This is a genomic window from Musicola paradisiaca NCPPB 2511 (genome assembly GCF_000400505.1).
In the GTDB taxonomy this organism is placed as follows: Bacteria; Pseudomonadota; Gammaproteobacteria; order Enterobacterales; family Enterobacteriaceae; genus Musicola; species Musicola paradisiaca.
The window spans coordinates 15834-38219 of the sequence record NZ_CM001857.1 but is presented as its reverse complement, the minus strand read 5'-3'; the positions used below and the strand labels follow the sequence as shown (position 1 = coordinate 38219).

Below are 22386 nucleotides of genomic sequence, written 5' to 3'. Positions count from 1 at the left end.
CGATCCCGGCATCAGGTTGAACGTCATCAAACCGCCGTCGCGCATGGCGCCGATGGCGGCACAGGCCGAATCAGGAGGTGAGGCATGAAATATCTGGCGATACGCATCGGGCAGGCGCTCGGCGTGCTGTGGGCGGCGTTCACCCTGTCGTTCATTCTGTTGCAGGCGCTGCCGGGCGATGCGGTGCTGATCAAATTCATGAACCCGGAGCTGGGGCTGAGTGCCGACCAGATTGCGCAGTTGCGTCAATCCTACGGTACGGACGTTCCGATGCTGACGCAGTATTTCGCGTCGCTGGCGCGCATTCTGCATGGCGATTTCGGCCTCTCGCTGCACGCGGGGCTGCCGGTCGGCGAGCTGCTGGCGACCAATCTGCCGCCGACGCTGCTGCTGGCGGTGCTCGGTTTCAGCGTTTCGGTACTGCTGGCGTTCGCACTGGCGTTTCTTTCCGCGCTGTCGCCCTTCTACTGGCTGCGGCAGGCCTTTCAATCCGTACCGTCGCTGTTTATTTCCATCCCCACCTTCTGGCTGGGCATCGTGCTGATTCAGGTGTTCTCCTTCCGCTTGGGCTGGGTTTCTGTGATCAACCCCGGCGAATGGGAGGGATTGGTGTTGCCGATCCTGACGCTGGCGGTGCCGATCTCGGCGCCAATCGCCCAGGTACTGATGCGCAGCATCGATCAGGTGCTGACGCAGCCGTTTGTGGCGGTGGCGCGCGCCAAAGGCATCAGCCGCAGCGGCGTGTTGTGGCGTCATGTGGCCCGCAACGCCGCCCTGCCCGCACTCACGCTGGCGGGCATGCTGCTGGGCGAACTGATCGCGGGCGCGCTGATCACCGAAACCGTCTTTGGCCGCAGCGGGCTGGGCCAGTTGACGCAAGAAGCGGTCAACACCCAGGACGCCAGCGTACTGCAGGCTATTGTGCTGGTGTCCGCCACCGCGTTCGTCACGGTCAGCCTGCTGGTAGACCTGCTCTATCCCCTGCTTGATCCACGCCTGAAAAAACGGGCGGAGGTATAACCATGGCGACGATTCAACTGGAAAAAATGACTTTTCCGCTGCGCCGGAAAACCCTGCGGCTGCGCCGCTACATCGCCCAGCCGGGGCTGCTTCTCGCCTGGCTGGTGCTGCTCACCGTGATGCTCTGGGCGCTGTTCCCCGCGCTGTTCACCCACGCCAACCCGGTTGAAGGCATTGCGGGCGCGCAGCGGCTGGCGCCGGGTCAACATGCTCTGCTGGGCACGGATCAGCTCGGCCGCGACGTTTACACCCGCATGGTTTATGGCGCGTCGCACTCGCTGTCCGGCGCGGCGATCGCCGTCGGGTTGGGTCTCGGCCTCGGCAGTCTGTTGGGCCTGCTGGCGGGCGCGCTCGGCGGACGTTCGGATACGTTGGTCATGCGCGCCGTCGATGTGCTGCTGGCGATCCCAAGCCTGCTGCTGGCGCTGACGGTGATTATCCTGCTCGGCTTCGGCAACGTGAACGCCTCCATCGCCGTGGGCACCATTCTGGTGGCCAAATTCGCCCGGCTGGTGCGGGCGGAAGTGTTGCGCGTACGCAACAGCGACTACGTAGAAGCGGCGTTCGGCAGCGGCGGAACCTTTTGGAGCGTGCTTTGGCGGCACATTCTGCCCAATGCGCTCCCCAATGTACTGGCCTATGCCGCGCTGCAATTCGGCTACGCCATTCTGGAGCTGGCCACGCTGAGCTTCCTGGGCTACGGCGCGCCGCCGCCAACCCCGGAATGGGGCCTGCTGATCGCCGAAGGACGCAACTACCTGGCGACCGCCTGGTGGCTGACGACGTTCCCCGGCCTGTTGGTGGTAGCGGTGGTGCTCGCCGCCAACCGCGTCAGTCAATCGCTGCGGAGGGCATGAACATGAGTCTGCTGGCAGGTTTGCAAACCCAGGCGCCGCAACCGGTACTGGCGCTGGACGACGTCACCATCGCCTATCGCGGCGACGACGGCGAACGCATCGTGGTGGAGGGCGTTTCGTTCTCCATCTGGCCCGGCGAAGTCGTCGCGCTGGTAGGGGAATCCGGCTCCGGTAAAACCACCACCGCCCAGTCCGTCATCGGGTTACTGGCGGATAACGGCCGCCTGGCGCGCGGCGCCATCCGCCTGAACGGCATCGACATCAGCCGCTGGCCGCAAAAACGGTTGGACAGTATTCGCGGCAGCGTCGTTAGCCTGGTGCCGCAGGATCCCGGCAGTTCCCTCAACCCGGTAAAAACCATCGGCGAACAGGTGGACGAAATTTTGCGGCTGCATCAGAACCGCGGCGATCGCAAAGCCATCCGTCAGCAGACGTTGGCGCTGCTGGCGCGCGTCGGGTTGACGCAGCCGGAATTGCGTGCCGCCCAGTATCCGCATGAGCTGTCCGGCGGCATGAAACAGCGGGTGCTGATTGCCATCGCCATCGCGCTGAAACCGGCGCTGATCATCGCCGACGAACCCACCAGCGCACTCGATGTGACGGTGCAAAAACGCATTCTCGACCTGTTGGACGACCTGCGCCGGGAACAGGGCACCGCCGTGCTGTTCGTCACCCACGATCTGGGGGTGGCGGCCGAGCGCGCCGATCGACTGCTGGTGTTTCGCCAGGGCTATATTCAAGAACAGGGGCCGGTGCGGGAGGTGTTGTCCGCGCCGCAAAGCCCGTACACCCGCACGCTGCTGGACAACATTCCCTCGCTGGCGGCGACCAAACGCCCCAGCCGCCGGCAGGACGGCGCCCCCATCGTCACCGTGGAGCATTTGGTGCAGGAATTCCCGCTGGCGGGCAAAACCACGCCGTTTCGCGCGGTGGACGATATCTCGTTCAGCGTCGCGCCGGGTACCACCCACGCCATCGTCGGCGAATCCGGCTCCGGCAAAACCACCACCGCCCGCCTGCTGCTCGGCTTCCAGCGTCCGACCGCCGGCCGCATTGTGATCGACGGTACTGACATCGCCCCGCTACGCGGTGAAGCGCTGCGTCAGTTTCGCCAGCACATCCAACTGGTGTACCAAAACCCGTTCAGTTCGCTCGACCCGGCGCAACGGCTGGCGGATATCGTTGAAGAACCGCTGCGTAATTTTGGCCGTTACCGCCGTCTGGAGCGCCAGCAAAAAGTGGCGGAGATGTTCGAGCGGGTGGCATTGCCCGCCTCGCTGCTGCAACGCTACCCGGCGGAGCTCTCCGGCGGCCAGCGTCAGCGCGTCGCTATCGCCCGGGCATTAGTGCTGGAGCCGAAGGTGCTGGTGCTGGACGAAGCGGTATCCGCGCTTGACGTCACGGTGCAAGCGCAAATCCTGCGGCTGCTGGAAGAACTGCAAACCGCGCTGGGACTGACTTATCTGTTCATTTCGCACGATCTCGCCGTCGTCCGGCAAATCGCCGATACCGTGTCCGTACTCTGCCACGGCAAATTGGTGGAGTCCGGCCCGGTGGAACAGATTTTCTCCCAGCCGGAGCAACCCTATACCCAGGCGCTGATCGACGCCATTCCGGGGCGCCGCGCCCTGATCCACGCCTGAACCATTGCGATGAGAGGATAAACATAATGCGTAAACGCCTGGGGTTTTTTACCCGTCTGCTGGATGACGTACCGGCGGGACAACGCTACCGGCTGGCGACGGAACAGATTATCCGCGCCGAACAGCTCGGTTTTGACAGCGCCTGGGTGGCGCAACACCACTTTCACGCCGACGAAGGTGGCCTGCCGTCGCCGCTGGTGTTTTTAGCGCAGGTAGCGGCGCGCACGCGCCGCATCCGGCTTGGCACCGGCGTTATCACGCTGCCGATGGAGCAACCGTTGCGCGTGGCGGAAGACACCGCCGTGCTCGATTTGCTAAGCGACGGCCGCCTGGAAGTGGGTATCGGTTCGGGCGGCACACCTTCGTCCTTCGCGGCATTTGGCCATAACAGCGAGCAGCGCGGCGACATTCTGGCTCGTTATCTGGCGCAGGTTCGCGCCGCCTGGGCCGGCGTGCCGCTGAGCGGCGACGGCAACCAGCTTTACCCGACCGCGCCGCATCTCAACCAGCGCGTGTGGCAGGCCACTTTTTCGGTGGAGGGCGCCATTCGCGCCGGCAAAGCCGGTGACGGGCTCATGCTGTCCCGCACCCAGCCGCGCGCGGAAAACCACGCCGACGCCACGCTGGCCGACCTGCAAAACCCGATGATCGATGCCTATCTGGACGCGCTGCCCGATGGCGTCGAGCCGCGCATCATGGGCTCGCGCAGCGTGTTTGTGGCGGATGACCGCGCGCTGGCGCTGCAATTGGCGCAAACCGGCCTGCAACGCTCTGCCGCCCGCCTCGCCCGGCTGGGCCGCCCCTCGCGCGACGGTTCGGTGGAAGAACTGATCGCCTCCTTCGACAGCCATGTGGGCGCACCGGATGACGTCATCGCCTCGCTGCTGGCGGATAGCGCGCTGGCGCGTACCACCGATCTGTCGTTCCAGGTGCACTCCATCGATCCACCGCACGCCTCTATTCTGCGTTCGCTGGAACTGATTGCCACCCAGGTGGCGCCGGCGCTGGGCTGGCAGACGAAAAAAGCGCAACAAAACAGCCCGGTTGGGCAGGAGATAGCATGAGTTTTTCGACACAGGATATTTTGCAGCAGTTGGCGGAGATCGCCCCGAATACCGATTTGGCGCAGGCCCGAACCGTCCGCGACGCCGCCACCCGGCATACGCAGGGCAGCCATGAGGCGCTGTTTTCCGCCTCGGCCAGCGGCAATCTGACGCCGGCATTGCGTTTTCTGCTGGCGGAAAAAATCAGCGGCTGGCATCAGGATAGCGTGTTGCAACGCTTCTATGCCGAGCGACTGGCGGATTTCCCCGTACCGGCCGACAGTGATGCGTTGCAACTGGCGTTGGCGCATGCCGAGCGGCTGACCTTCCGCCCGGCGACGGCCACACACGAACATCTGCACGCCTTGTTGCAGGCCGGCTGGATCACGGACGACATCGTCACGCTGTCGCAGCTGACGGCATTCGTCAGTTTCCAGAGCCGCCTGCTGCGCGGCTTTCGCCTCCTGGCCGGGCAACCGGTCGCCGAAACCGATACGGTTGCCGTTGCCGCCGGCGCCTGGCATACCCAAGCGCTGACCCACAACGGCAAGCCGGCGCCGCTGGCCTTCACCCAGGAAGAACTGGCGTGGGAACCCTGGATCCCCGCCAAACCGCTGGCGGAGTTCAGCGCTGCAGAACAGGCGGTGCTGGCGAAATTCGGCCATACCCACTCGGACTATTTCCGCCTGCTGGGACGCAATCAGCCCGTGCTGGAACAGCGCACCCTGACCGACAAGGGCATTTTTTACACCAGCGGCGGGCTGCCGCGCGCCGAACGCGAGCTGGCCGCCGCCGTCGCCAGCAAGGTTAACGGCTGTATTTACTGCGCGTCGGTGCACGCCCGCAAAGCCAGCCAACTGGCCAAACGGCATGATGCGGTACAGCGCTTGCTGGCGGTCGCGCCCGGCGGCGATCTGAGTGTAGAACAGGAGCCGCGCTGGCAGGCCATCATTGATGTCGCGGCACGGCTGTCCGTAACACCTGCGCAGCTTAACCCGCAGGATATCGAGCGGTTGCGTCAACAAGGGCTGAGTACGCTGGAGATACTTGACCTGATCCAGTCCGCCGCCTTCTTTGCCTGGGCCAACCGGCTGATGTTGACGCTGGGCGAACCTTTCCAGCCGCAGGGCTGAACGCCACATGCCTACCTGAGCCCGCACGTTGCGTCGCCAGGATGATGTTCCGCCGCCCTTGGCATAACGGCTACCCGGATCATGATGCCGTGCCGCCAGGCGGAACGGCGGAATCTGGGCCGAAGCCAGCGGCAAACCAAGCAGAGGTCACGCAACACGCCATGAATTCCTGCGCGTTTTAGGCACGGCTGGCGGGGGCATCCCAATACCTCATGTTCAGCGTGGCCGGATCCGCGCGCTGCCCGCCGACAACAGCATTGACGTCCGCGTCAGCGGGCAATACACAACAACCGCATTCCCTTCAGGCCGCCGCACGTCGACGTCACCGCGGCACATCGCGCTTTCCGGTATATATCTTGCTTATATTGTTTGTTGTTCATTCAGCAGGAGGAGGGAAAAGATGATCGAACACTGTCTGCATATCGATTTTGTGGCTCACCGGAGTTTGCAGGAGCAACTGCGGGAGACGCTGATCACGTCGATTCTTTCCGGGGTGTTTCCGGTGGATGAAGCGCTGCCCTCCTGCCGTAAGCTCTCGTGCCAGCTGAATATTTCCCGTAATACCGTGGCGCTGGTTTACGAGGGGCTGCAAAGCGACGGCTATTTGGTCAGCCGCCCGCGCAGCGGCTATTACCTGCACCCGGATTACCATCAACCCGAAGCCGCGGCGGCGAGCTGGCCGCAACAAGCGGCCAATGATAGCGCTCAACAGGCACCAGATTGGGGCAAACGCCTGAATGTCAGCCCGAGTAACTTCCTCGCCATTATGAAACCCGCCCAGTGGATGGCGTATCCGTACCCCTTTATTTACGGCCAACCCAATACGCAACTTTTTCCCATCGAGCAGTGGCGCGAAACCACACGAAGAGTGACCGGCACCCACCGCGATCACCACTGGCTTTACGACAATATTGATCAGGACGTTCCGCTACTGATCGAGCAAGTACGACAACGTATCCTGCCCAAACGCGGCATCATCGCCCGCGCCGACGAAATCCTGATTACGCTCGGCTCACAGAACGCGCTCTCGCTGTTGTCGCAGTTGCTGTTCAGTCACACGACCCAGGTGGCGGTGGAAAACCCGGTATTCCGCGAAGCCATCAATGCCTTTGCATTGCAAGGGGCGCAAATCATTCCGCATACGCTGGATAATGAGGGGCTGCGCCTGGCCGATGCCTCGCGCCAGTGCGACTATTTCTACATTACGCCCAGCCATCAGGCGCCTACCGGCGTAAGGATGAGCGACGCCCGGCGCCGTGCATTGCTGGAACATGCCAACCTTCACGATCAAATCATTATCGAGGACGATTACGACTCAGAAACCAACTTTGACCCTTACCCCCGCGCCGCGCTGAAAGCCAGCGACACCGGCGGACGGGTGATTTACGTCAGTAGTCTCTCGAAGTCGTTGTCGCCCGGCCTGCGGTTGGGATATCTGGTGGCGCCGTCGGAGTTGATCGATGAGCTGCGGGCATTGCGTCGGTTGTCGTACCGCCATCCGCCCACCCATATCCAGCATCAGATGGCGCATTTTCTGGCTCAGGGATATTACGAAGCCTATCTGCATCGCTATCGTGAAGACTCCGCACGCCGCTGGGATACGTTAAACAATGCGCTGGATCGCTGGCTGCCGGAGTGCCGACGCATGACGGGTAGTGAACACGCCAATGCGTTTTGGCTGCAGGCGCCGGAGGGGTGCAACACCCGGCAGTTGGCCTGGCGTGCGGCGCACAATGGCGTATTGATTGAACCGGGACAGGCGCATTTTCTTGATGCCGCCGCGCCGGAAAACTATTTCCGGCTGGGGTTCCACGCTATCCTCCCGGATCAGATTGAAGCCGGCATTACCCGGCTGGCGGAAGCCTTTCATCACCGCATCCGCTGAGCGGAGCGCCCTGCCATCGCCATAGCAGCCACGCATTACGCCGCGATAACCGCTTCTTCAGGCGGCGTCGGCGGTAGACCCCTTTGATGGACACGGCTTACAACGTCTGTCCCAACGCCTGACGCAAATACGCGCCGGCGCCCAGCAGACCGGGCTGCGGGTGGGTTATCAGATACGCCGGAATATCCGCCAGATAGTCCCGAAAACGGCCTTTGTCTTCAAACGCCGCCCGAAAGCCGGAATTACGGAAAAACTCAAGAAAACGCGGCACAATGCCGCCGGCGATATAGACGCCGCCGAAGGTGCCCAGCGTCAGCGCCAGATTGCCGCCGAACCGCCCCATCAACACACAAAACAGCGACAGTGCGCGCAGGCAATCCACATCGCTGTGGGCCAGCGCCCGCTCGGAAATCGTCTGCGGCGTTAGCGCCTCCGGCACGCGATCATCCGATTTGACGATGGCGCGATAAATATTGACCAATCCCGGCCCGGACAACACCCGCTCAGCGGAAACGTGCCCCAGTTCCTGACGCAGCACCTGCAACAACAGATCTTCTTCTTCGCTGTTAGAGGCGAAATCCACATGCCCCCCCTCGCCCGGCAGGCTGACCCACTGGTCGCCGACCGGCAGCAAATGACCGACGCCCAGACCGGTACCCGCGCCATACACCGCGATAGGCTTGCCCGCCAGCGGCGCTGCACCGCCCAACTGAATCACATCGTCCGGCGCCAGCGCCGGAATCGCCATGCTGACGGCGGTAAAATCGTTAATCACTTCCAGATGGGAAAAACCGAGGCTCTGCTTCACGGCGGCAATCGAAAAGGCCCAGTTATGATTGGTCATCTCCACCCAATCGCCGGTAATCGGGCAGGCGATGGCGATACAGCCACTGCCGACGGCGAGTGCGGCGTGTTCGCCAAGAAACAACCGGATGACGCTTTCCAGGCTATCGTGCTCTAACACCGAATACTGCTTACCGTGCGACAAATTGCCATTCGTCAGATCACAGAGAGCAAGGCGGGCATTGGTTCCGCCGACATCGCCGACCAGCGCATATTGATACATAAAGCAGGTTCTCCCTTACAATTCCATCATCACCCAAGCTATGCCCCATCATTCAGGCTTTTCCAATCATTTTCAGCATATCGTTGCCAAAGAAGGCGTCAAATGTCCGTGCGCAATTTTGCGGGCTGATGCATTAAAACACCGTTTGGATAATATTTTCTTATGAATAAACGGATGGAGGGATGACAGCTAAAATATAAAAGCGAACCATAATAAAATTATCAATTCCGGTTATCAGCCATCATCATGGTATAAAAAATCATCGCAAATCCATCCTGATGATAATCATATTCAGCACATGCAATATGCTTTATTTTTACCGTTATACATAAAGGGAATCCGCGAAAACATAATCCCACTCATCTTATAGGTCTTTCTATTCTTTCCTCTGGCGATCTTCGCGCTGGCAAACATAATTCGAGTTGCAGAAAGCAGTCAGTCCGTGCCCCCCGAAGCGCTCGCTCCGGTCGCTCATTTAGGTGAACGACAAACCTGTCGGGAACAGCGGTGAATGCAGCGTGCTGCAACCCAAAGAAATGAAACCCGCAGATAAACTGAGTCATAATGCCAATGCGCCTGCATGGCGGGTATATATTAAGCGGTAGATGATATATGCGATAAACATGACGTTTAAAACATAGCGTTTAAAATATGGCGTTTAAAATATGACCTTTAAAATATCGTCGTTAAAACATGCCCCTTAAAATAACAACGATGAATCACCGGCGCCGTTATTCCCTTCGTTCAGGTTGAGCTTGCAGATTGAAAGAAACACTGCCGTCAGCAGCTGATAAAACACATCACGATGGAATAGCATCTGATAGCCGTAATAATCATCGCCCTTATTTAACCGACGCCAACCGACCGGCATGCTGCATGATTATTTCTTCGCTGAGTGTTCTTGTTTTAATCGCATCCGGTTGATGTGACCTGCTTGATGGGACTGGTTGTGCCCCGTAACTATTTTTTGTACAAAATAAGCCCACTCATTAACTAAGAAACCTCTCTCATAGTTCGTTACGATTTTCTTGATAATATCAACGCTTTAATTGACACTCGGTTGCCGCCTGAACGAAATACATCCAGAAGTAGATGGCCTTATATTGAATACAGGCAGGTGATACAAGCCTATTTTGGTACTGTGTTTAACAGGGATGCTTACGGCATAACCTCAGAGTGGGCATTAGTTGTAGCCATTAAATTTTTCGGTTTACCTATTGATTATCGCGCTATGAAGGCCAAAATAGGTACCTTAAAGATTTTCGTTTGAGAAACAAAGATGAGTACCCTTATTAGCGTAAAAGATGTTTCTAGAGAGCTGCTTATCAGTGAGCAACATGTTCGTAACTTATGTAGAAATGGGATACTACAGTCCGAAAAAATAGGACAAACTTGGGTGGTTTACGAATCCAGTCTAAAACAGTACAAAAGTAAACTAATCCCTCTCACAGTCAAAGATCATGAACATACTTCCAATTCTGTATGTTTTGAAAAAAGTAAGCCTATTGCCTTAAGCTTTTTTTCTGGTGCAATGGGGCTGGATTTAGGTATCGAAAAAGCAGGCTTTGACATTCGTCTTGCTTGTGAGATTGATAAATATTGCAGACAAACAATCTCATTAAATAAACCTGACATTGCTCTTTTAAGTGATATAAATGATTACTCAGCTATGGATATTATAAAAGCAGCAAAAATATCTCCAGATACGGATATAGATTTAGTTATGGGTGGCCCACCATGCCAAGCTTTTAGCACTGCTGGAAAGAGAAAATCGTTTAAAGATGAAAGAGGAAATGTTTTTCTTAAATATATAGATTTGGTATTAGAGCTTAAACCTAAGTATTTTATTATCGAAAATGTTAGAGGAATACTATCAGCAGCTTTAAATCATCGTCCGCTTGCAGAAAGAGGGGATAATTTCCCTGTTCTTGAAAATGATGAAATTAAAGGTGGTGCTCTTAATTTCATTCTTAGTAAATTAAAAATTTCAGGTTATGCCTATTCATTTAATTTATATAACGCGGCTAACTTTGGAACACCACAAATTAGGGAACGTGTGATTATCATTTGTTCAAGAAATGGTAAAACACCACCTTACCTAACACCAACCCACTCTGATGATCCTTACTTTGAACTCCCACATTGGAATACTTTAGAATCCAGTATTAGTGACTTAAAAAATCACGATCATTTGAATTTTCCTGAAAAACGGCTGAAGTATTATAGAATGCTAAAACCTGGCCAGAACTGGAAAAATTTACCAGAATATCTTCAGAAAGAAGCTATGGGGAAATCTTTTTACTCTGGTGGTGGTAAAACAGGTTTTCTAAGAAGACTGGCTTGGGATAAACCATCACCAACATTAGTAACACATCCGGCTATGCCTGCAACGGATCTGGCACATCCTGAAGAAAATCGCCCTCTTTCAATACAAGAATATAAGCGAATTCAAGAATTTCCAGATAATTGGAAAATATCAGGCCCCTTGCTACAGCAATACAAGCAAGTTGGTAACGCAGTACCAGTTAGCTTAGGATTTGCAGTAGGTAATACAATTATAAATCTGCTCAATGGCAAAGAAGCCGAACCTGGCATCCCTAATTTTAGATATTCAAGATATAAAAACACCTCGGATAAAGAGTGGGAAGCTGAGTTTTTTAAAATAAAAAAGCAATAGATTAATCAATTAATTGCTTATGAGCTAGATTTTCATCTAACAACTCATAAGCAATTTTATAAAAAAAATACTAATATCCAGAGTTAAATCTCAGAAGCTTTTCCCAATCAATCGCACCTTTTTCTGTGCAGTAATTTTGGGTAAACTCCATAGTGAATTTATTTAATACACTAGCATATTCATAATTGAATTTATCATTTCTTTCTTCTGCTTTGAATCCTAATGGCTCTATTATTTTCTTATATAAATTTTCATCTCCGGATATTAAAGTCCAGAATTTTTCACCGCATAATTTTTGATATTCATCTTTTATCGGATTATTATCTTTCCCATAACAACATCCATTAATCGCTTCTACTGGAATAGGTTTACCTGCGTTAGTCCCCAAAATTCTTTTTGCCTTGCGGAAATGATCCTTCATTTTAGCTATCTGAGAACTATTACCCCAATTAGGCCCTGATTTTATAGATATAATATATCTAACACCGTCATTAATAAATTCAAGGTCAATACCTTCAGCCGATGATTTTATACCTCTATATGTCTCATGACAGATATATATAGCAAGTTCCTCTAAGAAACCGCCAAAAATACCTTCCTCTTGTGAAGATAAATGGGCATCTAAGATAGATTTTACTAAATCGTGACTCGTGTTTAGATTTTTAACTCGGAAAAGATACGGATTTTTCCTTTTAAGAATATCTCCCAATTTCAATAATTTGAGACGTTCAAGTATTTTATTGTGATAATCTTGTATACCTGCTTCAATAAATTCATCTAATGCTATATTTCGTTCCATCAATCGTACCAATAATTAATTGCTAGATTTTGTAATGTCACCGCTTGTATGTAGAGTATCTCAACCAAACTGCGACCCGTCACTATTTTTTGTACAACATAAGCTCGCTTTGACTAAATCTATAAAATTAAAGGGCGCAGCTTATTGGTTGATAAGGTCAATAATGTATCCAAATACTCAAGCGGTTGGAGACACTGCGCCATCATGCCAGCCGGGTATCTGGGATTGATGCAGAAAAGCGTGGCGCCGTTTCAGCGCCGCGCGAACGCCAGTTGCCGATCATGCAAAAAATGACAACCAATCTGGGCTATACCGCGCCCGATGATCCGCAGTGACCCACTTAATGCACCGCATCATGCCGGTCGTAAATACCGTGCCGCACGTATGTCCAGGTGTAATCGTCCCGGTTAATCGGCTCGTAGCCGACTTTCTGATACAGCCACGGCGCCGTAGAGGTCAGCAATAATTGCCGCCGCAGGCGCTGCAACCGGGGGTGGGCCAGCGTACATTCCACCAGAAAACGCCCCAGCCCCGCGCCTTGCCGTTCCGGCAGGACAAATACATCGCACAGATAACCAAAGGTGGCGAAATCCGTCACCATTCGTGCAAAACCAATCTGTTGCTCCCGGTGAAAAAGACCAAAACACAAACTGTTATCGATAGACAGGGTCACGGTTTCACGATCGATCCCGTTCGCCCAGGTTGATGTGGTGAGATAAGCGTAGATGGCATCACAATCCAGGCGTTGCCTGTCGGTTGATACCAGATATTCACCTTTCGTCCATTGCATTAACATAGGTACTCCTCGCTGCATCCGACTTCTCTGCTGTTTATACTCCCTTCATGTACACGAGAAAATCTATGCCCGAAATCAGGCGCACTAACGGTGTAAAACCGTTTAGGCTGAGATCATGTTCTGCCAGCCCGATGAGAAACCGCTATGTTTGACCTCCCCGACGACGACGAACTGTATCGCGCCTTGATCGCTCGCGACCCAACCTGGGAAGGGTTCGCTTATGTCGGCGTGAAAAGCACCGGTATTTTCTGCCGGTTAAGCTGCGCCGCCCGCAAGCCTAAACGGGAAAACGTACAATTTTTTTCCTCGGTGGCGACAGCGCTGGAAGCCGGATTCCGCCCCTGCAAGCGTTGCCGACCGTTGATGGCCAAAGGCGATGAAGAAGGGAGTATCGTAGCGACCCTGACCGCTGCGCTGGAAAAACAGCCGGAAAAACTCTGGAGCGAATCCGATCTGATCGCGATGCAGATGGATCCGTCTACCGTACGACGTACCTTCAAACGCCAGTTCGGCATCACGTTTCTGGAAATGGCTCGTCTGCGCCGATTGGCGAAAGGGATCACGACCCTGTCGTTCGGCGAAGACGTCATTAGCGCGCAGTTGGATGCCAGCTATGAATCCGGCAGCGGTTTTCGCTCCGCCGTCATCCGGCACCTGGGCATTTCCCCCAGCCAGGCCAGGCGACACAGGTTGTTGAAGGCGGCGTGGATCGATACGCCGATCGGCACCATGCTGGCTGTCGCGGATGAACATGCGCTCCACCTGCTGGAATTCGTCGACCGCAAGGGGTTGCCCGGCGAGCTGGAAAAGCTGAAACAACACACGGCCTCCAACATCATCATGGGGACGCTGCCCGTCATTGAACACCTCAGAGAAGAGTTACGGGATTACTTTGCCGGGCGGCGTTTCCGCTTCGAGACGCCGCTGGCGCAGCACGGCACGCTGTTTACCCGCCGGGTATGGGACGCATTAAGCGCCATTCCTTACGGGACGGTGGAAAGCTACCGCACGCTGGCAACCCGCGTGGGCAACACGGCGGCCTGCCGCGCCGTCGCGCGCGCCAACGGTGCCAACCCACTCGCGATTGTGGTGCCCTGCCATCGGGTGATCGGCGCCGATGGTTCCCTGACCGGCTACGCAGGCGGCCTGTGGCGTAAAAAATGGCTGTTGGAACATGAGCGCCGCACAAGGCCGGACGACGCACCCAGCGGCGACGTCACAGCATAGAACGCACCGGCAATGCCGTTTTATGGATCAAGCGCCTGAGCGAGAACGAGGTCTGCACATCACGCAGCCCTTCTATCTTGATCAGCTTTTTCTGCAAAAAACGCTCAAAATCGGACAAACTGGCCGCCACCACCCGCAACATGAAGTCATGACTGCCCGACATCAAATGGCACTCCATCACTTCATCAAACGTTGCAATCTGCTGTTCAAATTTGCGGAAGGTGGCTTCGGATTTGGGCTCCAGCGTCAGCGAGATATAAGCATTGACCGGAAATCCCGCCTTTTCCTGATCCAGCAACGTGACATATTGTTCAATGATGCCGCTCTCCTCCAGATGCTTTAGCCGCCGGGTGCAGGGGGTGGCCGACAGGCAGACCCGCTCTGCCAGCTCGGTAATTTTCAGCCGGGCGTCCTGCTGCAGCTCATTCAATATCTGGGCATCGATGCGATCCATCTTCATGAGTGATACTCCCTAACCAATCTCAATTAAGCAGAGAAATCCGCTACAAAAAAGCGTGATAAAGCTTATTTTTAGGAAAAAAACACTCTTCAATCAATGTTAATTTAAGCGCCGCCGGTGAATTATCAGGCAAATAAAATGCAAACATATGCATTTCTTATGGTTCAGATGGCGAACGATCTATCAGAAAGGGGGCTACGTGCTGCGAAAAGAGAGTATTCCGGGCAATATCCCCGGCATCGGCGCTCGCGCTGGTATCGCCCATACGCTGAAAGACGACATTTATGGGCTGGCGCTGGGTGTCATGTTCATTGCCTTCGGGCTAAACATGCTGAAACTTTCCGGCATGGTGACTGGCGGCATTGCCGGCATCGCGCTATTGCTCTCCTACTACGTTCCGCTCTCGATTGGCGTGCTGTTTATCCTGACCAACATCCCGTTCATGTTGTTCTGCTACTTCAGTATGGGGCGCGGTTTTACGCTGAAAACGCTGATCGTCAATATCGCGCTGGGTTGCACCACACAAGCCGTGCCTGGCCTGATCACCATCAGCTACATTCATCCGTTGTTTTCCGCGCTGGTCGGCGGCACCTTTCTGGGGATGGGGATCCTCTCGCTGGCCCGCCACAATGCCTCCGTCGGCGGCACCGGCGTCGTGACCCTGTGGTTGTACCAACGCTTCAATATAAACGCCGGGAAGACTCAGATGCTGCTGGACGTGCTGGTGTTTGCGCTCTCGCTCATCAAACTGCCTGCGGCGCTGCTGCTTTGGTCGGCCCTCAGCGCGTTGGCGATGAATGCCATGCTGATGAACTGGCACAAACCGGGGCGTTATCAGGGGGGATGAGCGACGACTGCGGCCCTATGGTGTTGCCGGCACCCGCGTATTCGCGACCGGCGTCGGCAACATCATCACGGGGTATAACTTAAGGGATCAGTTTATAAACCCGAACCAGCACGGCGGTGCGTTGGGGTTTTAAACTGGTTAACGTGCCGATATACACATTTTTATTAATCCAGTCATATTTCCCTTCCGGGGCGATCAGTTCAATCTGCGAAAAAGCTTTTTCACCTGGTTTTCTGGTCATCGGCGTTAATACATGATTGGCGACGCTAATCACCACGCCATCATCCGTTTTCAATTCATAGGTAGCTTGCAGGAATTTATAGCCATCCTGCCGGATCTGTTGGCGGTCAGCACCGCCCGGCACCAGGGTTCCCCGAATATTATTACCGGTAAACGTCCCGGAAAGAATGGGCACCATCGCCCGCTCGCCCAACGGGCCTTTTCCCATAGGGATGGAGGGGGCAATATCCGCCGTAATTTCCATCACCAATTCCGTTTTCGGTGGCGTCTCTTTTTCTACACTGATTTTTTCATCAGCCAATACCGATGAACTCACAAGACCAAGAATTGAAAACACGGCAAACACCTTGCTGATGGCTTTCATTTTTACCTCACGAAATCAATATATTATTTATATGTAGGGTAGACCCTAAATAATTCGAGTTGCAGAACAAAACACTCGTGTTTTGAACAACGTACCGCATTGACCCATCAGGATAAGGCGCATTCGAGCCTTGTCATGCGGCCAGTGCGTGAATTCCGATGCGCTGACCCCAGTCAGCGATTGGGGTCAGCAAGCACAGCCAACGCACATGCAACTTGAAATATAGTGGGTATATATGACGCCAGAGAGAAAATACTGTCCGTCATCGCAACAAAATATCCGTACTCATAAAATCAGTTAATAGAAAAAACAGTTATTACTGTTATTAGCATCCATTATTAATTATAAATAAGATTAACTCGTCACACACATTTATAAATCTGCCCATATTCATAGGATATATTTTGTGAAAAAATAAAAATTAATGTTATGTAAAAATAAAAAAGGACAATCATGTTACTCAAAAAAATCATATTAGCAGGCGGAATCATGATGGGTATGACCACGACGACACTCCATGCCGCAACCCACGATCTCCCCGGTTACGCCGATGGCGCCCAGGTGATTCAGGTGAAAAAGGCCAACGAACAGATCGACGCCATGAGCGGCATTATTTATTCCCAGGTAAAAAGCACGCGCGCGATACGGCAATTGCAGATGGCGCTGCTCATTCCCCGCACCCAGGATCTTAAACCGGCGATAATTTATTTCCCCGGTGGGGGTTTTACTTCAGCCGACCATGAAAAATTCATCGAAATGCGTATGGCGCTGGCGGAAGCCGGTTTTGTTGTTGCCGCAGCAGAATATCGCGTCGTGCCTAACACCTTCCCAGCCCCGGTGCTGGACGGCAAATCCGCGGTGCGCTTTCTGAGAGAACACGCCGCAGAATACGGCATCGACCCGAACCGCATCGGCGTACTCGGCGATTCAGCCGGTGGATATCTGGCTCAAATGTTGGGCACTACCAATGGCGACAAACAGTTTGAACAAGGGCAATTCCTGAACCGTTCTTCCGACGTTCAGGCAGTCGCTACCTTATACGGTCTTTCCAATCTATTAAATATTGGGGAAGGCTTCCCGGAAAATATCCAGAAAGTCCATCAATCTCCTGCCGTTACCGAAGCGTTATTGGTTAACGGCGCCGCTTTCCGCGACTTTGCGGGCGCCACAATCAGCAGCGATCCGAAAAAAGCGCTGAATGCCAGCCCGATGGGGCACGTCAACGGGAAAAAACCGCCGTTCCTGATCATGCATGGCAGCGCGGATACGCTGGTATCCCCCGGCCAGAGCGCCCAGTTGTATAAGGCGTTGAAAACGGAAAACAATAATGTTGAGTACGTACTGGTCGAAGGGGCGGCCCACGGCGATATCACTTGGTTCCAGAAGCCGGTGATCGAGCGCGTCGTCCATTGGTTCAAACAAACTCTGGGCGCCCCCATCAAACCGGCCGTCAGTAACGGTAAAACCAGCGCCAACGCGAATCTATAACGCCATCGATTCCTATTGCGCATAAAAAAACAGAGCCGGCATCGGCTCTGTTTTCTCTTCCGGACGGCTGATAAACCACAACGCGCGGAATTAGCACATTATTTTGACTCACTACAGGTCATTCCCCCGAAAATCGGCGTGTTAATTAAGTAGAATGTTCTCGTAACCGAAGCCACGGTGATGATAAAGAAGTGGTAAAGCGCCCCCTGGGAACAGGAATATCAGTATTCGTGTTACTTGCCAGATCATTGCCGTCATCCAACATTGCTACCAGCGAGTCAATTAGCGATGATTATATGAATCAGGATTCACACGATGGCCTCACCGTTATTGGCTTAGCGACTCATAATTTTCAGGCTAATTTATTGCCTGTTTAGTTTTATCTAAAAAGAGATGATTAATACATGGATGAGAAAAAATTCTTAGTTCTGACCAGAAGTAAACACAGTGAATTCAAGAACACAACAGGGAACGTTGTTACAATCACGCCATCTGATGACAAAACGCTGGTCACTTTCCTGGGTGGAAAAACATTCCCATACAATAGAGAAAACGTCCGCTTTTTTGATAACCCAGCCGTTATTAATATTGAAGACTCGATCATTTTATTAGCAAACGGAAGAAGCAAAAAGTTTGATGAAGCATTCGTTTTTGGTAATAAATACATCGTTCTTTTCTCAGAAGGGAATAGCGAATTCCATCCTGTCGCTGATGTCACAATAACACCCAACATTGCTAAACATAAAGAAACCAGGCATCTCATTGATTACTACCGTTATATCGCTACTTTTTTGAAAGAAGAGACACCTCATGTACAATATTATTATGAAAATAAATTAAATCAGATCAGGGGGGATTCTGTACTAAACAACTTTGTAAACAGCACCCCATCAAGGAACCCATCGCCGTCATCGATTATTTTCCCTTTCGGTATGAATCCATCGCAGCGTGAAGCCGTTATAAATGCGTTAACATCACAAATCAGCATTATTCAAGGCCCACCCGGAACAGGAAAAACACAAACCATACTCAACATAATTGCAAATCTGATATGCCAAAATAAGACGGTGGCTGTGGTTGCCGGGAATAATGAAGCAACACACAACATTTATGAAAAGCTGGAAAAAGAAGGCTTTGATTTTATTGCTGCCAGTCTTGGAAAGGCAGACTTACAAAAGATATTCTTCGCAAAAGAACATGCCATTCCTGAAATTGCGCATTGGGCGATCGCTGAAACAGATCTGCATCAAATCAGACAAGTAATGACGTCCTCTGATAATTTGGTCTCTAGGTTACTTGAACTTCAAAATGAGCAAGCAAGGATTAAAGAATTAATAAGTAGACTTGAGGTTGAGAGTCAGTATTTTGATAGGCATTTCTCTGTAGACCCAATAAATCCATCTACGTGGTCTTTTGGCAACAAATGGTCAACACCTAATTTAATAAAATTCATGGCTGAAGTAGAGTATTTTTCTGAAAATGATAAACCATCCTGGTCATTAAAATTTAAGTGGCTATTTAAATACAGGATTTATAAATTTAAAGATATCAGTTACCTTTCCAGTGACTTGTTCAAGGGGCTTGTCTCTGAATATTATCAAAGAAGAAAAACCGAGCTATTAGCCAACAAACTCTCGATTGAACAGGAACTAAAAAAACACGATTTCAAGGGATTGTTAAGACAATATACTGATAGTTCGATGACTATTTTAAAAAATTATATTTTCTCAACACACCATAAAATAGAGAACATTCCATTTAATAACCAATCCTACAAGAAATCTTTCGACAACTTTGTTAAACGCTTTCCTGTTGTATTAAGCACAACAGATTCTATCATTAATAATAAAAGCGACGATGAATTGTTTGATTATCTCATTGTAGATGAAGCATCCCAGGTCAATCTCCTCACGGGAGTATTAGCGATGGCGTGCGCCAAAAATATGGTGGTGGTTGGCGATTTAAAGCAGATACCTCATATTCCAAGCCAGTCGCTCATTTCTACACATCCTGATATTAATGAAAAGTTCGATATTAAAATGAAGTATAATTATCTCACTGAAAGTCTCTTGTCATCTATAAATAAAGTGTTCGCTGAAAGCGTACCTTCCACACTACTGAAAGAGCACTATCGCTGCCATCCTCGGATCATCGATTTCTGTAATCAGAAGTATTATAACAACCAGCTGGTTATCATGACACATTCAAATACGGAGCCATTTAAAATAGTGAAGACCGCGCCAGGCCACCACACATGCAAAGCCCCTGGCGGCAAAAGCCAAATCAACTTCCGTGAGTTAGAAGTGATTAAAGAGGAATTACTTGACACCATTCTGGCTAATACCGCTCCAGAAAAAATCGGCATCGTCACGCCTTATCGCGCCCAAGTTTTAAACGCTAACCACCTTATTGATAAAAAAGATTTAAAAATAGACACGGCACACAAATTCCAGGGGCGTGAGAAAGACATTATTATATATAGCCCAACAGCAAGCTGGTCAGATAAATTTAACGACAGCCCAAATTTGATCAACGTCGCCGTCTCCCGAGCGAAAGCACAATTTATTATGGTCATGTCAGCCAATTTATTTAAACAACAAGGGACAAACATTGGTGATTTAATTCGTCACATAGAATATCAATCTATGTCACCGGCTATTTTTGAAAGCAAAACCATCTCAATATTTGACTGCTTATACAGTGAGTATTCACCTGCTTTACAAGATTTTAAAATGCGTACTGGCAATACATCCAAATACTTGTCTGAAAATTTAATGATTACATTATTAAATGATATTTTTGCCGATAACATTTTCACGTCTTTTACGTACAAACATAATTACCCGCTGAGTTTATTAATAAGTAATTTTGAATCTTTAACGGAAAGAGAGAAAAAATTCGGGCAACATCTGAGTAGCCATATTGATTTTCTTATTTTTAATAAACTGGATAAACTTCCTGTACTGGCGATAGAAGTCGATGGTTATCAAACGCATGCGCTCAATCCTCAGCAGAGAGAAAGAGATGAGTTGAAAAATAGTATCTTGTTCAAATTAGGCGTTCCATTATTACGGTTTCCAACGAAAAGAAGTGGGGAAGAGAGAATAATTCGGCAAGCATTACAAGATATTATCGCGCTCATACCAGAATCTGATACGGAACAACATGAATCAGTGAGATAACAACCGCAAAAGCTATGGGTTTCCATCAATCACTCAAATAACCACATGTTTGCTTGGCGGATAATTATTTTCAACGCGGGACTATAACCATACCAAGCCAGGCTATGCTGGCTTGGTATCTATTTATCAACAGTAAAAAACGGATCAACAGTAAAAACGGACCAACGCGGAATTAACGCATCGTCACAAATTCTTCCGCGGCCGTGGGGTGAATCGCCACCGTGTTGTCGAAATCTTGCTTGGTCGCGCCCATTTTCACCGCCACCGCGAAACCTTGCAGGATCTCATCCATGCCGAAACCGATGCCGTGCACGCCAACAATCCTCTCTTCCGGCCCCACACACACCAGCTTCATGCGGCACGGCTGGCGATGCTGCGTCACGGCGGTATACATGGCGGTAAAGGCGGACTTGTAGACCTTGACCTGATCATCGCCGTACTGCTCGCGCGCCTGCGGTTCAGTCAGGCCCACCGTGCCGATCGGCGGATGGCTGAACACCACGGTCGGGATGTTGCTGTAATCCAGATGTTCGCCCGGCTTGTTATTGAACAACCGTTCCGACAACCGACGCCCGGCCGCCACCGCCACCGGCGTCAGCTCGACCGCGCCGGTATTGTCGCCCACGGCATAAATACCCGGTACGTTGGTGTTTTGGAATTGATCCACCGGAATATACCCCTGCGCATTGCGCGCCACGCCCGCCGCATCAAGGTTCAGGTTATCCGTCGCCGGTTCGCGGCCGATGGCCCAAATCAGGCAATCGACTGTTTGCTCATGGCCGTTTTGCAGTTGTAGCGTCAGGCTGCCATCGGCATTTTTCACCACCGCTTTAGGGATGGATTCGGTATGCAGCGTCGGGCCTTCGGTATTCATCACTTCCACCAGCGTCTCCACAATCAGCGGATCGAACTGGCGCAACGGCGCGTGCTTACGCACAAACAAATGAACCTCAGACCCCAGCGCCTTCAGCACCCCGGCGATTTCCACGGCGATATAACCTGCCCCCACTACCGCTACGCGAGTAGGCTGGGCCTGCAATGCAAAGAATCCATCGGAATCAATGCCGTACTCCGCGCCGGGAATCTCCGGGCGCGTCGGGCGTCCCCCGGTGGCGATCAGAATGTGGTCGGCGGTGATACGTTCGCCGTTGACTTCCACCGTATGCGCATCAACGAAGCGAGCGAACCCGTGAATAACCTCAACCTGATTTTTGCCCAGCACGTTGTGGTAGGACTGATGAATACGGTCGATGTAAGCGCTACGGTTTTTCAGCAACGTACTCCAGTCAAACCGATTAACGGTAACGTCAAAACCGTAGTCCGGGCCGTACTGGTGAATCGCCTCGGCGATCTGTGCGGCATGCCACATCACTTTCTTCGGTACACACCCTACGTTGACGCAGGTGCCGCCCAGATGTTTTGCCTCGATCAGCGCGCATTTCTTTCCATACAGCGCCGCACGGTTGATAGAAGCGATGCCGCCGCTGCCGCCGCCAATGGCGAGATAATCATAGTGTTTGGTCATCGGGATCCACGCTCATGTGAAATAGGTGACGTAAAGTGTAACGCCGGTGTTTCACTTCCGGCAAAGAGAGACACCGGGATTGTGTGTACAAATGCGTAGCCTATCGCAACAGTGTTGAAAAAGCGCGCGATAGG

The 22386-nt window shown here is 52.2% G+C and carries 17 protein-coding genes; 11 read left to right on the top strand and 6 right to left on the bottom strand.

Annotated elements, in window-relative coordinates:
- The first annotated feature begins 84 nt into the window (after positions 1 to 84).
- The 6 genes from DPA2511_RS00165 (at position 85) to pdxR (ending at position 7581) form a co-directional block, all read left to right on the top strand.
- Positions 85 to 1020 (top strand): ABC transporter permease, encoded by a 936-nt coding sequence (locus DPA2511_RS00165; protein ID WP_012763672.1) that lies wholly within the window; start codon positions 85 to 87, stop codon positions 1018 to 1020.
- Between the two features lie 2 nt (positions 1021 to 1022).
- The gene (locus tag DPA2511_RS00160; RefSeq protein WP_012763671.1) at positions 1023 to 1877 is read left to right on the top strand and encodes an ABC transporter permease; all 855 of its coding nucleotides are present in this window, start codon (positions 1023 to 1025) and stop codon (positions 1875 to 1877) included.
- A 2-nt stretch (positions 1878 to 1879) separates the two neighbouring features.
- A complete protein-coding gene (locus DPA2511_RS00155; RefSeq protein ID WP_012763670.1) occupies positions 1880 to 3520 on the top strand; it encodes a dipeptide ABC transporter ATP-binding protein in 1641 nt (546 codons plus the stop codon).
- A 23-nt stretch (positions 3521 to 3543) separates the two neighbouring features.
- Entirely contained in the window at positions 3544 to 4584 is a 1041-nt protein-coding gene (locus tag DPA2511_RS00150) for a putative FMN-dependent luciferase-like monooxygenase (protein ID WP_026595087.1), read from the top strand.
- On the top strand, positions 4581 to 5696 hold the full coding sequence (locus tag DPA2511_RS00145) for an alkylhydroperoxidase domain protein (RefSeq protein ID WP_012763668.1): 1116 nt from the start codon (positions 4581 to 4583) through the stop codon (positions 5694 to 5696). The genes DPA2511_RS00150 and DPA2511_RS00145 overlap by 4 nt, the downstream gene beginning before the upstream one ends.
- 400 nt (positions 5697 to 6096) lie before the next feature.
- Positions 6097 to 7581, top strand: a complete 1485-nt coding sequence (pdxR, locus tag DPA2511_RS00135) for a MocR-like pyridoxine biosynthesis transcription factor PdxR (protein ID WP_012763667.1) — start codon at positions 6097 to 6099, stop codon at positions 7579 to 7581.
- 97 nt (positions 7582 to 7678) lie between these two features.
- Here the strand turns inward: pdxR and glk are convergent, their stop codons facing one another.
- On the bottom strand, positions 7679 to 8647 hold the full coding sequence (glk, locus tag DPA2511_RS00130) for a glucokinase (RefSeq protein ID WP_012763666.1): 969 nt from the start codon (positions 8645 to 8647) through the stop codon (positions 7679 to 7681).
- A 1279-nt stretch (positions 8648 to 9926) separates the two neighbouring features.
- Here glk and DPA2511_RS00120 point away from each other — a divergent pair.
- On the top strand, positions 9927 to 11324 hold the full coding sequence (locus tag DPA2511_RS00120) for a DNA cytosine methyltransferase (RefSeq protein ID WP_012763664.1): 1398 nt from the start codon (positions 9927 to 9929) through the stop codon (positions 11322 to 11324).
- A gap of 70 nt (positions 11325 to 11394) precedes the next feature.
- On the opposite strand, the gene DPA2511_RS00115 is transcribed toward DPA2511_RS00120, so the two are convergent.
- On the bottom strand, positions 11395 to 12123 hold the full coding sequence (locus DPA2511_RS00115) for a PmeII family type II restriction endonuclease (protein ID WP_012763663.1): 729 nt from the start codon (positions 12121 to 12123) through the stop codon (positions 11395 to 11397).
- A 340-nt stretch (positions 12124 to 12463) separates the two neighbouring features.
- On the bottom strand, positions 12464 to 12919 hold the full coding sequence (locus tag DPA2511_RS00105) for a GNAT family N-acetyltransferase (RefSeq protein WP_012763662.1): 456 nt from the start codon (positions 12917 to 12919) through the stop codon (positions 12464 to 12466).
- A gap of 144 nt (positions 12920 to 13063) precedes the next feature.
- Here DPA2511_RS00105 and DPA2511_RS00100 point away from each other — a divergent pair, with 144 nt between their 5' ends.
- Positions 13064 to 14146: a bifunctional transcriptional activator/DNA repair enzyme AdaA gene (locus tag DPA2511_RS00100; RefSeq protein ID WP_012763661.1), complete on the top strand. Its 1083-nt coding sequence runs from the start codon at positions 13064 to 13066 to the stop codon at positions 14144 to 14146.
- Here the strand turns inward: DPA2511_RS00100 and DPA2511_RS00095 are convergent.
- A complete protein-coding gene (locus DPA2511_RS00095; RefSeq protein WP_012763660.1) occupies positions 14136 to 14606 on the bottom strand; it encodes an Lrp/AsnC family transcriptional regulator in 471 nt (156 codons plus the stop codon). The genes DPA2511_RS00100 and DPA2511_RS00095 overlap by 11 nt on opposite strands.
- Before the next feature lie 199 nt (positions 14607 to 14805).
- Between DPA2511_RS00095 and DPA2511_RS00090 the strand changes: the two genes are divergently transcribed.
- A complete protein-coding gene (locus DPA2511_RS00090; RefSeq protein ID WP_012763659.1) occupies positions 14806 to 15453 on the top strand; it encodes a YitT family protein in 648 nt (215 codons plus the stop codon).
- Positions 15454 to 15532: 79 nt separating this feature from the next.
- On the opposite strand, the gene DPA2511_RS20790 is transcribed toward DPA2511_RS00090, so the two are convergent.
- A complete protein-coding gene (locus DPA2511_RS20790; protein WP_012763658.1) occupies positions 15533 to 16057 on the bottom strand; it encodes a DUF3237 domain-containing protein in 525 nt (174 codons plus the stop codon).
- 453 nt (positions 16058 to 16510) lie between these two features.
- Here DPA2511_RS20790 and DPA2511_RS00080 point away from each other — a divergent pair, with 453 nt between their 5' ends.
- Together DPA2511_RS00080 and DPA2511_RS20785 are read left to right on the top strand one after the other, a co-directional pair.
- Positions 16511 to 17545: an alpha/beta hydrolase gene (locus DPA2511_RS00080; protein WP_012763657.1), complete on the top strand. Its 1035-nt coding sequence runs from the start codon at positions 16511 to 16513 to the stop codon at positions 17543 to 17545.
- Between the two features lie 404 nt (positions 17546 to 17949).
- Complete coding sequence (locus DPA2511_RS20785) at positions 17950 to 20727, top strand: AAA domain-containing protein (protein WP_012763656.1); 2778 nt, start codon at positions 17950 to 17952, stop codon at positions 20725 to 20727.
- A gap of 172 nt (positions 20728 to 20899) precedes the next feature.
- On the opposite strand, the gene gorA is transcribed toward DPA2511_RS20785, so the two are convergent.
- Positions 20900 to 22252, bottom strand: a complete 1353-nt coding sequence (gorA, locus tag DPA2511_RS00070; RefSeq protein WP_012763655.1) for a glutathione-disulfide reductase — start codon at positions 22250 to 22252, stop codon at positions 20900 to 20902.
- Between the last annotated feature and the right edge of the window lie 134 nt (positions 22253 to 22386).

Coding starts and splice junctions, on each gene's coding strand:
- DPA2511_RS00165 (WP_012763672.1), top strand. CDS start 85: ATGAAATATCTGGCGATACGCATCGGGCAGGCGCTCGGCGTGCTGTGG.
- DPA2511_RS00160 (WP_012763671.1), top strand. CDS start 1,023: ATGGCGACGATTCAACTGGAAAAAATGACTTTTCCGCTGCGCCGGAAA.
- DPA2511_RS00155 (WP_012763670.1), top strand. CDS start 1,880: ATGAGTCTGCTGGCAGGTTTGCAAACCCAGGCGCCGCAACCGGTACTG.
- DPA2511_RS00145 (WP_012763668.1), top strand. CDS start 4,581: ATGAGTTTTTCGACACAGGATATTTTGCAGCAGTTGGCGGAGATCGCC.
- pdxR (WP_012763667.1), top strand. CDS start 6,097: ATGATCGAACACTGTCTGCATATCGATTTTGTGGCTCACCGGAGTTTG.
- glk (WP_012763666.1), bottom strand. CDS start 8,647: ATGTATCAATATGCGCTGGTCGGCGATGTCGGCGGAACCAATGCCCGC.
- DPA2511_RS00120 (WP_012763664.1), top strand. CDS start 9,927: ATGAGTACCCTTATTAGCGTAAAAGATGTTTCTAGAGAGCTGCTTATC.
- DPA2511_RS00115 (WP_012763663.1), bottom strand. CDS start 12,123: ATGGAACGAAATATAGCATTAGATGAATTTATTGAAGCAGGTATACAA.
- DPA2511_RS00105 (WP_012763662.1), bottom strand. CDS start 12,919: ATGTTAATGCAATGGACGAAAGGTGAATATCTGGTATCAACCGACAGG.
- DPA2511_RS00100 (WP_012763661.1), top strand. CDS start 13,064: ATGTTTGACCTCCCCGACGACGACGAACTGTATCGCGCCTTGATCGCT.
- DPA2511_RS00095 (WP_012763660.1), bottom strand. CDS start 14,606: ATGAAGATGGATCGCATCGATGCCCAGATATTGAATGAGCTGCAGCAG.
- DPA2511_RS20790 (WP_012763658.1), bottom strand. CDS start 16,057: ATGAAAGCCATCAGCAAGGTGTTTGCCGTGTTTTCAATTCTTGGTCTT.
- DPA2511_RS00080 (WP_012763657.1), top strand. CDS start 16,511: ATGTTACTCAAAAAAATCATATTAGCAGGCGGAATCATGATGGGTATG.
- DPA2511_RS20785 (WP_012763656.1), top strand. CDS start 17,950: ATGGATGAGAAAAAATTCTTAGTTCTGACCAGAAGTAAACACAGTGAA.
- gorA (WP_012763655.1), bottom strand. CDS start 22,252: ATGACCAAACACTATGATTATCTCGCCATTGGCGGCGGCAGCGGCGGC.